Annotated in this window: 13 protein-coding genes and 1 riboswitch; of the genes, 2 read left to right on the forward strand and 11 right to left on the reverse strand. The window is 65.9% G+C overall.

The window, feature by feature from the left end; genetic code table 11:
- Window positions 1-14 precede the first annotated feature (14 nt).
- The 8 genes from K7G82_RS20895 to K7G82_RS20930 form a co-directional block, all read right to left on the reverse strand.
- The gene (locus K7G82_RS20895; protein WP_222991843.1) at window positions 15-422 is read right to left on the reverse strand and encodes a DUF2065 domain-containing protein; all 408 of its coding nucleotides are present in this window, start codon (window positions 420-422) and stop codon (window positions 15-17) included.
- A 46-nt stretch (window positions 423-468) separates the two neighbouring features.
- Window positions 469-579: riboswitch (TPP riboswitch) on the reverse strand.
- A gap of 146 nt (window positions 580-725) precedes the next feature.
- On the reverse strand, window positions 726-2,807 hold the full coding sequence (locus tag K7G82_RS20900) for a S46 family peptidase (protein WP_222991844.1): 2,082 nt from the start codon (window positions 2,805-2,807) through the stop codon (window positions 726-728).
- Between the two features lie 181 nt (window positions 2,808-2,988).
- Window positions 2,989-4,530 (reverse strand): RNA polymerase factor sigma-54, encoded by a 1,542-nt coding sequence (gene rpoN / locus K7G82_RS20905; RefSeq protein ID WP_222991845.1) that lies wholly within the window; start codon window positions 4,528-4,530, stop codon window positions 2,989-2,991.
- Between the two features lie 137 nt (window positions 4,531-4,667).
- Complete coding sequence (gene lptB, locus K7G82_RS20910; protein ID WP_222991846.1) at window positions 4,668-5,447, reverse strand: LPS export ABC transporter ATP-binding protein; 780 nt, start codon at window positions 5,445-5,447, stop codon at window positions 4,668-4,670.
- Window positions 5,448-5,609: 162 nt separating this feature from the next.
- A complete protein-coding gene (locus K7G82_RS20915) occupies window positions 5,610-6,164 on the reverse strand; it encodes an LptA/OstA family protein (protein ID WP_425517297.1) in 555 nt (184 codons plus the stop codon).
- Between the two features lie 10 nt (window positions 6,165-6,174).
- On the reverse strand, window positions 6,175-6,813 hold the full coding sequence (gene lptC, locus K7G82_RS20920; protein WP_222991848.1) for an LPS export ABC transporter periplasmic protein LptC: 639 nt from the start codon (window positions 6,811-6,813) through the stop codon (window positions 6,175-6,177).
- On the reverse strand, window positions 6,806-7,423 hold the full coding sequence (locus tag K7G82_RS20925; RefSeq protein WP_222991849.1) for a ribonuclease D: 618 nt from the start codon (window positions 7,421-7,423) through the stop codon (window positions 6,806-6,808). Before K7G82_RS20925 ends, lptC begins: the two co-directional genes overlap by 8 nt.
- 64 nt (window positions 7,424-7,487) lie before the next feature.
- Window positions 7,488-8,288, reverse strand: coding sequence for a TerC family protein (locus K7G82_RS20930; RefSeq protein WP_222991850.1), 801 nt, complete (start codon window positions 8,286-8,288; stop codon window positions 7,488-7,490).
- Between the two features lie 209 nt (window positions 8,289-8,497).
- Here K7G82_RS20930 and K7G82_RS30070 point away from each other — a divergent pair, with 209 nt between their 5' ends.
- Both K7G82_RS30070 and K7G82_RS20940 read left to right on the forward strand, forming a co-directional pair.
- Window positions 8,498-9,295 carry a cold-shock protein gene (locus tag K7G82_RS30070; protein ID WP_222991851.1) on the forward strand — a complete coding sequence of 266 codons (798 nt, stop codon included), beginning with the start codon at window positions 8,498-8,500 and terminating at the stop codon, window positions 9,293-9,295.
- Window positions 9,296-9,471: 176 nt separating this feature from the next.
- Window positions 9,472-10,680: a Yip1 family protein gene (locus K7G82_RS20940; protein WP_246623735.1), complete on the forward strand. Its 1,209-nt coding sequence runs from the start codon at window positions 9,472-9,474 to the stop codon at window positions 10,678-10,680.
- A 71-nt stretch (window positions 10,681-10,751) separates the two neighbouring features.
- Here the strand turns inward: K7G82_RS20940 and K7G82_RS20945 are convergent, their stop codons facing one another.
- The 3 genes from K7G82_RS20945 to K7G82_RS20955 form a co-directional block, all read right to left on the reverse strand.
- Window positions 10,752-11,969, reverse strand: a complete 1,218-nt coding sequence (locus tag K7G82_RS20945; protein ID WP_222991852.1) for an RNA polymerase sigma factor — start codon at window positions 11,967-11,969, stop codon at window positions 10,752-10,754.
- Window positions 11,954-12,295: a YciI family protein gene (locus K7G82_RS20950; protein ID WP_222991853.1), complete on the reverse strand. Its 342-nt coding sequence runs from the start codon at window positions 12,293-12,295 to the stop codon at window positions 11,954-11,956. The genes K7G82_RS20945 and K7G82_RS20950 overlap by 16 nt, the downstream gene beginning before the upstream one ends.
- 110 nt (window positions 12,296-12,405) lie before the next feature.
- On the reverse strand, window positions 12,406-13,983 hold the full coding sequence (locus tag K7G82_RS20955) for a cisplatin damage response ATP-dependent DNA ligase (RefSeq protein WP_222991854.1): 1,578 nt from the start codon (window positions 13,981-13,983) through the stop codon (window positions 12,406-12,408).
- Between the last annotated feature and the right edge of the window lie 82 nt (window positions 13,984-14,065).

The raw sequence follows: 14,065 nt of genomic DNA on the forward strand, positions 1-14,065 counted from the left end.
AAGCCTTTCGGGGGTCAGGAGAGGGGAGAAGCGCGGCCGGTAAGGCCGGCGACGACAAGGATCAGGCCAAGGACGATTGCGAAGATCGACCAGGCCCTGGCGAAGCGGAGTGCAGGGCGGATCATGCCCAGATAGGCATGGGGGATGGCGAGCAGCGCCAGCCCTTCGACGAACGAGGCCCAGCCGATCAGCGATACCGCCACGGCCAGCGGATCGCCCCAATAGGGATGGGCGAGGATGATGATCAGGCCGAAGACGACACCGACGAACGCGACCGCGAGCATCAGCCCGGGCGATCGTTCGAATTCGTCGATCATGTCCGGCCAGCGATTGGGGCCGGTCAGGCCGCCCAGGCCAGTCGCCAGACACACGAGCCCGATCATGACGGCAAGGTGCAGGGTGATGACGGACATGGTCTCCATCGGTCTCGCTCCTTCGCTCGTTATCGGAGCAAGGCCACGGATTCCGATCGGAAAACCGCTCCCTCCCTCCGCCGGTGTCAACCGGATCAGGTTCGGCGGGTCGCGGCCGTATCAGCCGCCTCTCAACCCTGTACGCAGGGTCCCCCGGGGAGCGCGCATCCTAGACGCAATGTCGTGCGGGCGAAAGCGGGATATTCGTCTCCCTCCGGCGCTGGAGCGTTTCCACCATCAGCGGAAACGCTCAGGTCTTTTGCGGTCGCATTTTCCGAGGCGTCGACCGTAAACGGTCAACTCGAAAATGGTCTAGCCTCCGCTCAGTTCCTTCAGTAGCGAACCGGCGTCGTAGACCGTCTTCAGCGCTTCGGTGATGGCGGCGCTCGAGACCACGACGGTGCGGTTGAGCGCGGCGTCATAGCCATAGCTGCCGCCGATCGAATGGATATTGCCGTCGAACGCGGCGCCGATCACCGATCCGTCGCGCGCGATCACCGGCGATCCCGAATTGCCGCCGATGATGTCGTTGGTCGTGACATAGTCATAGACGGTGTCCTTGGCGATGCGGCCTTGCGCCGCCAGCCATTTGGGCGCGGCCTCGAACGGTTCGGCGCCGGTCGCGCGGTCGTAGAGCCCACCGATATAGGTGAAGGGGGGCACTGCCGTGCCCCGATAGGTCCAGCCCTTCACGCGGCCATAGGAAATACGCAGCGAGAAGGTGGCGTCCGGATAGATGCTGTCACCGTAAACGGCGAACCGCGCGGTCGCGAGCTTCGCCTGGGCGGCGGTGATCTGCCCGCCGACCTCGCGGTCGTAGCGGCGCGAAAGCGCGCGGCCGCGTTCATCGTTGATCAGGAAAAAGCGGATCAACGGATCGTCCGACGCCCGGATCGCGGCCATGCCGCCATCGAACAGCCGCTTGCGGACCTTGGGATCGGCAAGGCGGCTGCCGCTCACCAGCCTTTCGGCAAGCGCCTCGGGCGATTCCTTGCCCAGCATGCGCTTCACATCGGGGTTGTCGACGGTCAGGATCTCGCGCGTCTTGGAAAGCCAGAAGGAGAGCGTCAGTTCCTCGAGCCAGGGATAGACGGGCTTCTCGTCGGTCAGTTGCTTTTCGAGCAGGGCCAGGCGCGAACTGGAATAGCCCGGCAGCCGTTCGGCATCGGGTTTTTCGCGCTCGGTCGCGGCACGGACCAGCGCTTCGGCATAGCCGTACAATGTCGATCCATAGCCGGCATTGGCTTCGAGCAGATAGAAATCGGCATAGAAGTCGCGATAGGCGGCATCCGCCTTGGCCACATTCGCCCAGGGATCGCCGATGCGCCCGCGCAGCCCGGCCTCCTTGGCGACGGCGGCGCGCAGCCGCGCCTCATTGGCGGCGAGCGTGCCCGAAAAGCCGGGATCGCGCAGCGCCTGCCATTGGCCGACATACACCTTGTAGCCGTTCTCGATGCCGAACAGCGTGTCGGCGCCGGTCCGCGTGCGTTCCTTGTCGCCCGCCATCGCCGCGATCAGCCGGCCGCGATATTCGGACATCAGCGGCACGGTGAGCGGGAAGATCACGTCGCGGCGCAGCGCGAACTGATCCTGGGTGAACAGCCGTTGCGTGCTGCCGGGGTTGCCGACGACGAACGTGGCGTCACCCTCTTTCGGCGCCGCCGGATTCCAGCGCAGATGGCTCTCCGCCGCGATCGGCCGGCCATTTTCGTAGAGGCGCAGGAAACCGACATCGAGCGCATAGCGCGGGAAATTGAAATTGTCGGGATCGCCGCCGAAAAACGCCGCCTTGAACTCGGGCGCAAAGACCAGCCGGACATCGCTATATTTGCGATAGCTGTACAGCTTATACTGGCCCCCCCCGTACAGCTTGATCACCTGGCAGCGTTGGGTGGCGCCGTCGGTGCAGTTGCCGCTCTCGATGCGTGCGATCGCGGCGATCTCCGCGCGGACGAGCGCTTCGCCGGTCGCGGTGCCGATCGCTGCCTTCACCTGCGGCGTCACATCGGTGATCGCGGTGACGATCTCCGCCTGCTGGCCGGGGCATTTGCGCTCATCCTCGCGAGATCGCGCGGTGAAGCCGGCCTGCACATAATCGGCCTTGTCGGTCGACAGATCCTGGACGCAGGCGATCACGCAGTGATGGTTGGTCAGCACCAGCCCTTGCGGCGAGACCACCGAGGCCGAACAGCCGCCGGTCAGCCGCACCGCCGACGCGCGGACGGTGTCGAGCCATGCCTTGTCGGGCGCCCAGCCCAGATCCTTGCGCACCTTGGCGGTGGGAAAGGCGTCGAAGGTCCACATGCCTTCCTCGGCCGATGCCGGGACGGCGGACAGGGCAAGCCCCGCGATGCCGAAGGCGGCACCGCAGAACAGTGTCTGGCGAATTGTCATGGGAAAGCTTTCTCGGAACTGTCGATATGAGGAGAGTGAAGCACAGCCGGACAATGGTTGGAAGGGGCGTGAGGTCCATTCCATGCAGTGTCGCTCCAGCGAAAGCTGGAGCCCAAGCAATGCTGGAATCGTCGGATATCGAATAGGTTCCGGCCTTCGCTGGAGCCACGCTTGTGGGTTCCTAAGCCGCCTTGCCCTGCAGCGCCTTTTGCCGGCGCCGCTGCACCGAACTGCCAATCCCCATCGCCTCGCGATATTTCGCGACGGTGCGGCGCGCGATGTCGAAGCCCTTTTCGCGCAGCAGGTCGACCAATGTGTCGTCCGACAGGATCTTGGCCGGATCCTCGGCGGCGATCAGCGACTTGATATGGCTCTTCACGGCTTCGGCCGAAACCGCGTCGCCGCCATCGGCCGACTGGATCGCGCTGGTGAAGAAATATTTGAGCTCGAACATGCCGCGCGCGCAGCTCAGATATTTGTTGCTGGTGACGCGACTCACCGTCGATTCGTGCATGCCGATCGCGTCGGCGACCATGCGCAGCGTCAGCGGCTTCAGATGCGCGACGCCATGGGTGAAGAAGTCGTGCTGCTGCTTCACCAGTTCGGTCGCGACTTTCAGGATCGTGCGCTGGCGCTGGTCGAGCGCCTTGACCAGCCAATTGGCGCTGGCCAGGCATTCGGACAGCCAGGCCTTCGATCCCTTGTCCTGTCGCCCGCCCGACAGTTCGGCATAATAGCGGCGGTTGACCAGCAATCGGGGCAGCGTCGCGCCGTTGATCTCGACTGCCCAGCCGGCGCCGCGCCGCGCCACGAAGATGTCGGGCGTCACGGCCTGGACGCGTTCGCCGCCGAAGCGGAGGCCGGGCTTGGGGTCGTAGCCCCTCAGCTCGCGGATCATGTCCGCCATGTCCTCGTCATCGACGCCGCACATGCGCTGGAGCTGGGCGATGCGGCCGGATGCCAGCATGTCGAGATTGGCGATCAGCCTTTCCATGCACGGATCGTAGCGATCGGCCTCCTTCGCCTGCAGCGCCAGGCATTCGGACAGGCTGCGCGCGCCGACGCCGGTGGGATCAAAGGTCTGGATGACGGAGAGCACGCGCTCGACATGGTGGAGCGCGATGCCCAGCCGCTGTGCGACGTCGAGCGGGCTGGCGGTCAGATAGCCGGCCTCGTCGATCAGGTCGATCAGATGAGTCGCGATGAAATGATCCTGACCCGACAGGCAGGTGCCGGCCTGGCCGAGCAGATGGTCGACGAGCGAGGGCGCATCCGCCGCCATCGCGTCGAAATCGGGGCCGTCCTCGCCAAAGCCCGTGCCGCTCGCGCCGGTCAGCCCCAGTCCGCCGTCGAGGCTGCTGTCCGCCGCGCTGTCGTGGTGGAAGGTCTCCGCGCCATAATCGACGTCGAGCGGCGCGTCGGCGCCGGCATCGCCGGCTTCGATCAACCGGTCGGCGGTAATCGGTTCGTCGCCGAAATCGTCGCCGCCCGAATCGCCGTCGCCGTCATAGTCGCCGCCATCGTCCGACGATCCTGTGTCCGGCGCGGCGCGATCGTCGTCGCCCGGCCCACTCTCGAGCAAGGGATTCTTCTCGATCTCCTCGGCGATGAAGGTCTCGATCTCCAGGTTCGACAGCGCCAGCAGACGGATCGCCTGCTGAAGCTGCGGCGTCATCACCAGAGACTGGCTCTGGCGGAGGTCGAGGCGGGGCCCGAGTGCCATGGCTAGAGCATTTTCAAGTTGACCGTCAGACGGTCAACGGCTCGGAAAATGCCGCCGCGAAGGACAAGAGCGTTTCCGCTCATCGCGGAAACGCTATGGCGGGCGTGATTCACGGGAGAGCGCTCACAGGAAGGGACTCATAGGGCGAAACCTTCGCCCAGATAGAGGCGCCGCACATTCTCGTCGGCAACCAGCGCTTCCGGAGAGCCGGCGAACAGCACGCGGCCATCATAGATGATGCAGGCGCGATCGACGATGTCGAGCGTCTCGCGAACATTGTGATCGGTGATGAGCACGCCGATGTCGCGGCTCTTCAGGTCCTTCACCAGATCGCGGATGTCGGCAATCGAGATCGGATCGATGCCCGCGAACGGCTCGTCGAGCAGCATGATCGACGGATTGGCGGCCAGCGCGCGCGCGATCTCGCAGCGTCGGCGCTCACCGCCCGAAAGCGCCATAGCGGGGGCGTCGCGCAGCCGCTGCAGGCCGAATTCGTCGAGCAACTGGTCCAGCCGCCCGCCGCGCGCGGATTTGTCGGGTTCGGCGAGTTCGAGCACCGCCATGATATTCTGCGAGACAGTGAGCCCGCGGAAGATCGAGGTTTCCTGGGGCAGATAGCCTAGGCCAAGGATCGCGCGGCGATACATGGGCAGGCCGGTGATGTCGTCGCCGTCGAGCAGGATGCGGCCGCTGTCGGGCTTCACCAGCCCCATGATCGAATAGAAGCACGTCGTCTTGCCCGCGCCGTTGGGGCCGAGCAGCCCGACCACCTCGCCGCGCGCGACCGAAAGCGACACGTCGGAAAGGACGCTGCGCTTGTCATAGGCCTTGGCGATCGAAACCACCGCGAGCCCGTTGGTGACCGCGCGCGCGGCCTCCGCGGTCATCGGCGATTCCATCGTCGCTGCGTCGTCCATGCCCGTTCCTTCCGGCAAACCCAGAACCTGATCCGCTTCAATGCGCGCGGAGAGTTACCAAGATGCGACGCTCTCGCCAATTGGCAAGATTCATGCATGGCTAAATTTGTCGCGCTTTGTCGTCGTGCCGGCGAATCCGGATCGGCGGCGCGCGGGCGGGGATCAGTTCGTCTTGCGTTCCGGCACGGTGAAGCGGCCGGTCACGCGTCCGCCGGCGCCGCTCGTCACATTGCCGCCGCCGCCCACCGCGCTGCCGTCGATCACCGAACGGCCGCTGTTGAGGTCGATGACCAGCCGGCCGCCATTCACCCGGTTCGCGCCCTGTTCCAGCGTGACTCCACCGACCATGGTGATCAGTCGGCGGTTGAGATCATAGATGGCGACGCTGCCGCGCGCGGTTTCGCTCGCGGTGCGGACGACCACGCCGCCCGAGGCGTCGAGCCGCTGGATATCGACGCCGCTGCCGCTGCCGCCGCCGCTATTGGCATAGGCGACGGTCAGTCGCGCGGCGTCGAGCGTCATCCCGCCCTGGCGGACGCGGACATTGCCGGAAAAGACCGCGCGGTCGGACCGGTCCTGCACCTCGATGCGATCGGCCTCGACGTCGACGGGGCCGCTGGCATTGTGGTTGCGCAGCGCCTGGCCGATCGCCGGCGCGCCGATGGTGGCGGCGACGATCGCGGCGCCCGCCAGCGTGCCGAGGAAAATGGTGCGCATGGTCTTCATCCTATTTCACCCCGCCCTGCACGATCCGCATCCGCACGCGACCGTCGAGCGTGACGGTGCGGTTGGGCAGATCGGCGCGCAACTGGCCGGCCTGGAAGGTGCCGAGCCGCATCTTGCCCTGAACCGGACCGGTGCTCGTCACCTGCCGGCTCTTCAGATCGACCGCGACGTTCGATGTTTCAAGCTGATATCCGTCGGCCGCCGCGAAATGCACGGGGCCATCGACAGCCACCGTCTCGCGATTCATGTCGTACCGGCCCTGATCGGCGTTGAAGGTGGCCGGCCCGTCGGGCAGCTTGATCGACGCCGACAGGCGCGACAGGTTCACCACCGGGTCGCGCGACGTCTTCTGCACCGCCGAACCGGCGGTCAGCGAAAAGGGCTGCCCCTTGCTGTCCTCGCCGCGATAGGTGGCCTGGGTCACGCGCATGCGTTCCTTGGCGATCTCCACCTTGTCCTTGGCCAGCACGAAGCTGATGTCGCCGCGCACCGCGAGCGGAGCGATCGCCAGGAACGCCGCAAGCACGCCGATCCCGCTGGGTAGCAGCCAGCCGAGGAAACCGATCAGCCGATCGTGCGATCCGCCGGGCGCCGCCCAGATCTGGCGTTGTCCGCGGACGCGATCGGCGATTTCAGACATGGGCGAAGATGTCGATCTCGGGCCAGCCCTCCAGATCGAGGGCGGCCCGGTGCGGCAGGAAGTCGAAACAGGCCTGCGCCAGCGCGGTGCGGCCCTCGCGCGCGAGCCGGATGTCGAGCTCCGCCTTCAGCCGGTGCAGATACCGGACGTCGGACGCCGCATAGTCGCGCTGCGCGTCGTTGAGTTCGGGGCCGCCCCAGTCGGAGCTTTGCTGCTGCTTGGAGATGTCGGTCTGGAGGATCTCCTTGACCAGCTCCTTCAGCCCATGACGGTCCGTATAGGTGCGCACCAGCCGCGACGCGGTCTTGGTGCAATAGACCGGCGCCGCCACCACCCGCAGATAATGCTGGATCGCCGCGAGGTCGAAACGCGCGAAATGATAGAGTTTCAGCCGCGCCGGATCGGCGAGCACCGCGCGCAGATTGGGCGCGGCATAATCGCTGCCGGGTGCGAAGCGGACGAGATGCTCGTCGCCGCCGCCGTCCGAGATTTGCAACAGGCACAGCCGGTCGCGCGGCGTGATGAGGCCCATCGTCTCCGTATCGACCGCGACGGGGCCATCGGCCAGCACGCCGGCGGGCAGGTCTTCTTCATGGAAATGCACAGTCATGGCGCGGCCTTACGCGTTTCCGCTCGGCGGCTCAATCGGTCCTTGCCGATCGATGACGAGCCGGTCAGTCCTGCGCAGGGGGACGGGCCTTTCGCGCCTGGGCGCGGCGCGCCACGATATTGAGCGTCTCGACCAGCGCGGAGAATGCCATCGCCGCGTAGATATAGCCCTTGGGCACATGGACGCCGAAGCCATCTGCGATCAGCACGGCGCCGATCATCAGCAGGAAGCCGAGCGCGAGCATCACCACGGTAGGGTTGCGATTGATGAATTCGGCCAGCGGATCGGCGGCGAGCAGCATCACGCCCACCGCGAAGATGACGGCGACATACATGATCTGGACATGCTCGGTCATGCCGACCGCGGTCAGGATCGAATCGATCGAGAACACCATGTCGAGCAGCAGGATCTGGACGATCGCCGAGGTGAAGGTGAGCTGCGCCACCTGCTTCTTGTCGAGCACCCCGTCGTCGGACGGCACCGGATCGATCGAATGATGGATCTCCTTGGTCGCCTTCCACAACAGGAACAGTCCGCCCGCGATCAGAATCAGGTCGCGCCACGAGAACTGGGTTTCGAACGATGGCTCGCCATGCGATCCGACCGGTCCGACCAGGCCGAGATCGAAGACCGGTGCGGTCAGCCCGACGATCCACGCGATCATCGACAGCAGCGCCAGCCGCATGATCAGCGCCAGCGCGATGCCGATTCGCCGTGCTTTCTGGCGCGTCGCTTCCGGCAGCTTGTTCGACAGGATCGAAATGAAGATCAGGTTGTCGATGCCCAGCACCACTTCCATCACAACAAGCGTGACGAGCGCGGCCCAGGCGGCCGGATCGGAGAGAAGTACTGAGATTTCCGTCATGATCGCCAGCCATCGCACGCCCCGCGCGGCGGCTGCAAGGGGCGATGTGGGCGCTATCGCATTGGCAAGATGAAATATGTCGCAGTGTTGTGTTTTTTGCTTTATGACGAATCATGGCGTGTCATATTTTCGCGCCCAGATTTCTGTGTCCGTCGCCCGGCGCCGAGCTTCTGATTAGAATGGGGCGAACCGGGAAAGACCAACAGGGCATGAGTTTCGATAGAGGACGCCGCGGCGAGCGCGGTGGTCGTGGCAGGGATAAGCGCGACGGTTTCGGCGACGACAGCTTCGGTGGCTACGAGGATCGCGGTCGCTTTGGCGGCGGCGGCGATCGTTTCGGCGGCGGCGGCTTCGGTGGTGGTGATCGCTTCGGCGGCGGTGGCGGCGGCGATCGTTTCGGCGGTGGCGGCGGTGGTGGCTTCGGCGGCCCGCGCGGCGGCGGTGGCGGCTTCGGCGGCGGCGGCGGTCGTGGCGGCATGCCCGCCCAGGTGATCGGCGAAGGCACCGGCATCGTCAAATTCTTCAACGGCCAGAAAGGCTTCGGCTTCATCGTCCGTGACGATGGCGGCGAAGACGTGTTTGTTCACATCAGCGCGGTCGAGCAGGCCGGCCTGACCGGTCTGGCCGAAGGCCAGCCGCTCGGCTTCACGCTGGTCGATCGTGGCGGTCGCGTTTCGGCGACCGATCTGAAGATCGAGGGCGAGCCGCTTCCCGTTCAGGATCGCGGCGCGGCAGCGCCGCGCGCCGCCGGCCCCGGCGGTGCGGGCGGACCGCAGCGTCAGCTGACCGGTGAACGTGCATCGGGCACGGTCAAGTTCTTCAACGCGATGAAGGGCTTCGGCTTCATCCAGCGCGACGACGGCCAGCCGGACGCATTCGTCCATATCTCGGCGGTCGAGCGTGCGGGCATGAGCAACCTCAACGAGGGTGACCGTCTCGATTTCGACATCGAGGTCGATCGTCGCGGCAAGTTCGCTGCGGTCAACCTCCAGTCCAAGCACGACTGACCGGTTCGCGCTACGGCTAATGAAAAAGCCCCTTCCGCCATGCGGGAGGGGCTTTTTTCGTATCGGCCGACGTGCATGACGGCTTGCAATTGGGTGGCGGGCAAGTGAGGTTCGTCACATAGAACAGATATGGGTCGCGCTAGATCACGCCGATAACGGTAAAGGGAAGCGCGAAGATGGACAGCCCGAACAATCCGAACATTCCGAATCTGATGCCGGAGCGCGCCGCGCTCGTCGAACGCACCAAGGCGATCCTGCTTCAGCCCAAGACGGAATGGGGCCGTATCGATACCGAGCCCATGACCGTCGCCGGCATCTATCGCGCGCATGTGATCCCGCTCGCGGCGATCCCGGCCGTGTGCACGGCCATTGGCAGCCTGGTGCTCGGCCATACCATGTTCGGCATCACCTATCGGCCGTCGGTGGCCGGGGCGGTGACGGGCGCGGCGGTCGGCTATGCGCTCACCCTGCTGGGCGTCTATGTGCTGGCGGTGATCATCGATGCGCTTGCGCCCAATTTCAACGCGACGCCCAATCGCGTCCAGGCGTTCAAGGTCGCCGCCTATTCATGGACCGCATCCTGGGTGGCGGGCATATTTGGCCTGATCCCCGCGCTGGCCTGGCTTTCCTTGCTCGGCGTCTACGGATTGTTCCTGCTCTATCTCGGCCTGCCGCGCCTGATGAAGGCGCCGGAGGAAAAGGCGCTCGGCTATACGGCGCTGACCGTGGTCGCCGCGATCGTGCTGGCGCTCGTCGCCAGTGCGATCACCGCGCCGGTGGTGGCGATGTTCGCGCGCACCGCGCCCGCGGGGCAGCTCGAAGGCAAGCTCGCGGTCCCCGGCGTCGGCTCGGTGGATCTCGGCAAGCTCGAAGCCGCGTCGAAGAAGATGGAGGCCGCCGCCAACCAGCTCAATCAGGTGGGAACACCAGGCAACGGCGCCGCGATCGCGCTGCCGGCCGATCAGCTTCAGGCGCTGCTGCCGGCGGCCTTGCCGGGCTATGGCCGCAGCGAGGTCGCCAGTTCGTCGGGCAGCGCCGCCGGCGTCGGCGGTTCGCATGCCGAGGCGCGCTATACCGCCGGGGAGAGCAATATCCGCCTGGAACTGACCGACATGGCGGCGGTCGGCGCACTCGCGGCATTGGGCAGCGCGCTCAACGTCCAGTCGAGCCGCCAGACCGAGACCGGTTATGAAAAGACCCAGACGATTGACGGCCGCATGGTCAGCGAAGAATGGGACAGCCAGTCGAAAAGCGGCAAGTTCAGCGTGGTCGTGGCCAATCGTTTCCTTGTCGAGGCACGAGGCGACAATGTCGACATGAATGCGATCAAGGGCGCGGTGATGGCGGTCGGCATCGATCGGCTGGAAGGGCTGGCGAAGCAATGATGGGCGATCTCGGCGAAGCCGACGCATCTTCGATCGGTTCGCTCAAGCGCCGCGCGGGCTGATACCGGGGATCAGTCGCGCAGGGCGGCGATCCGGGCTTCGATATGGCGGCGCTCGACCATGTTGGCGGCTTGGGTGGCCGCCTGCCGAAGCGCCGCGATCGCATCGCCGGTGCGGCCGGTTCGGGCGAACAGTTCGCCGCGCACGAGCGCGAGCCGGGCATGGTCGCCAAGCCTGTCGTCCAGCCCTTCGAGCAAGGCGAGGCCCGCCGCCGGATGGACCGCTTCGGCGACCGCGACCGCACGGTTGAGGCGCACGACCGGCGATCCGGTCAAGGCGTCGAGGCGCGCATAGAGTGCGGCGATCGTCGGCCAGTCCGATCCTTCGGCGGTGCAATGCGCAGCCGCGATCAGCGCCTGCAGCCGATAGGAGCCTTCGGGCGCGGGCGTCGCGATCAGTGCGCGCGCCGCCGCGATCTCGTCGTCTTGCCACAGGTCCCGATCCTGATCCTTGAGCAGGATCAGCGCGCCATCCTCGTCCACGCGCGCGAAACGGCGTGCATGCTGCAACATCATGAGCGCGAGCAGCGCCGCGACCTCGCCGTCGCCCGGCATCAGCATATGGAGCAGGCCGCCCAGCCGGATCGCTTCCTCGGCCAGCGCGGTGCGGATCAGGGTTGCGCCCGAGCCGGCATAGCCCTCGGTGAACAGCAGATAGATCACCGCCAGCACGCCATCCCGCCGTTCCGCGCGTTCGGCTGGCTCGGGTTCGCGAAACGGGATGCGCGCGGCGGCGATCTTGCGCTTCGCGCGCGTCAGGCGCGCGGCCATGCTGGGCTCGGCGACCAGGAACAGCCGCGCGATCTCCGGCGTGGCGAGCCCCACGACCAGCCGCAGCGTTAGCGCCACCTGCGCTTCGCGCGCTAATGCCGGATGGCAACAGGTGAAGATCAGCGCCAGTCGTTCGTCGGGCAGAGTGTCGGGATCCACGGTATCCATGCACCCGTCCTCCGCGTCGATCACCAGCAGGCGCCGGGCATTGTTGGCGGTGGCGCTACGGCGCAGCCGGTCGATCGCCTTGCGGATCGCCGCGCGCATCAGCCATGCCGAGGGGCGCTCGGGAACGCCGCCGGCGTCCCAGGCCCGCGCCGCCGAAGCGAAGGCATCCGCCAGCGCGTCCTCGGCGAGATCGAGATCATCGAAGCGGCGCGCGAGCAGCGAGAGCAGTCGTGCCCAGTCCGCCCGATACGCTGCTTCGATCGCCCGCGCGGAGTTCAGGGCGTGCCGCAATGGTTGACGACCGGCCGCACCTCGACCGTGCCCGAGAGCATCCTGGCGAAGCCCAGCGCCTCGTCGAGATCCGCGGCCTCGATCAGGTAGAAGCCGCCCAGATGCTCGACGGTTTCGGCGAAGGGGCCGTCGGTGACGATGCTCTGGCCGTTCGTCGTGCGCACCGTCGTCGCGGTGGTGGTGAGATCGAGTTCCTCACCCGCCAGATTGCGTTCGCCCAGCGCGTCGCTCAGCCGGCCATGTTCGGCGAAGATCGCAGTCATCTCGTCCGGGCTGGCGTTCGCCCAATCCGATTCCTTGCCATAGATCAGCAGCGCATATTTCATCGTCGGTCCTCCTCATGAATCAGGAAACCGTATCGCCATGAGCGCGGCAATGCGATTTCATGCCCCATGACGCGCGGCATTTCATCGAATCGACAGGGTGCTTCAAAAAATCATGTGATCAGCGCCATCAGCGTGCCGATTCGGTCGGCTTCCTCGGCGGGCTTGTCGGTGCGGATGCGCGCGATCCGGGGAAAACGCATCGCGACCCCCGATTTGTGCCGCTTGGAGGCGTGGATCGAATCGAACGCCACTTCCAGCACCAGCGTCTTCTCCACCTCGCGTACCGGGCCGAAGCGGTTGACCGTGTGCTGGCGGACGAAACGGTCGAGCCATTTCAGTTCCTCGTCGGTGAAGCCGAAATAGGCCTTGCCGACCGGCAGCAGCTCGCCCGCATCGGTCCAGCAGCCGAACGTATAGTCCGAATAGAAGCTGGATCGCTTGCCCGATCCACGCTGCGCGTACATCATCACGCAATCGGCTGTCAGCGGATCGCGTTTCCATTTATACCAAAGCCCCACGCGGCGGCCGGCGATATAGGCGCTGTCGCGCCGCTTGAGCATCACGCCTTCGATCGATGCATCGCGCGCGCCGGAGCGGATCTCCGCGAGCGCGTCGAAACTCGCGGCGTCGATCACGCGCGACAGGTCGAACCGGTCGGGGGCGAGCCGCTTCACAAAGACTTCGAGCCGCGCGCGGCGTTCATGCCATGCCAGCGCCCGGACATCCTCGCCGCCGTCGATCAATATGTCGTAGAGGCGGACAAAGGCGGGGTAATCGGCCAGCATCCGCGCGGAAACCTGCTTGCGCCCAAGCCGTTGCTGGAGCGCGTTGAAGCTTGCCGCTTCGCCGCCCTGCGCGTCTCCCTTCACCAGCAATTCGCCGTCGAGCACGCCATCGGCGTCAAAATCGGCGGCGACCTCGGGAAAGCTGTGGGTGATGTCATCGCCTGCGCGGCTGTAGAGCCGGGTCTGGCCGGCGACGCGGACGATCTGGACGCGGATGCCGTCCCATTTCCATTCGGCGGCATAATCGTCGAGCGAGACCACCGCATCGTCGAGTGGATGGGCGAGCATGAAGGGGCGGAACACCGGCAGGTCGGCGGCGGTCGGCTGATCGCCCCGGCCCTCCGCCCAATCGAACAGCGGTGCATAGGGCGGGCGGATGCCATGCCACACTTCCTCCACCGCATCGACGTCGAGCCCGAAGGCCTGGGCGAGCGCGGTCTTCGCCAGCCGCGCGGACACGCCGATGCGCAATGCGCCGGTCGCCATCTTCAACAGCGCGAAGCGTTCCTCCGGGCTCAGCCGGTCGAGCAGATCGGCGAGCACCGCCGGCGCATCCGATCGCGACAGGGTGGAAAGCCGGTCGACGATGCCGCTCAGGCTCAGATCGACCTCGCTCGCTGGCGGCACGGGCGGATCGGGCCAGATCAGCGAGACCGTCTCCGCCGAATCGCCGACATAGTCGCGGCTCATCCGGAACAGCACCGGATCGACCCGCGCGTCGACCATCGCGCGGATGATCGCGGGCTTCACCGCCGGCAGATCGAGATCGCCGGTCAGCGCCGCCATCGCCCAGCCCCTGTCGGGGTCGGGCGTGGCGATCAGATAATCGGCGATAAGCTTGAGCTTTGCGTTGCGCGAACGCGTGTAGATCAGGCGATCGAGAAGCGCGGCGAAGGCGTGCATTGTCGCTCAAATATAGAGTCGAGGCGGGGGGGGGTTTAACCGGTGGACCGCCGAAGTTGGGTTTTTTTGGATGTTTTTGAAT

This window comes from Sphingomonas colocasiae (assembly GCF_019880585.1).
Classification (GTDB): domain Bacteria; phylum Pseudomonadota; class Alphaproteobacteria; order Sphingomonadales; family Sphingomonadaceae; genus Sphingobium_A; species Sphingobium_A colocasiae.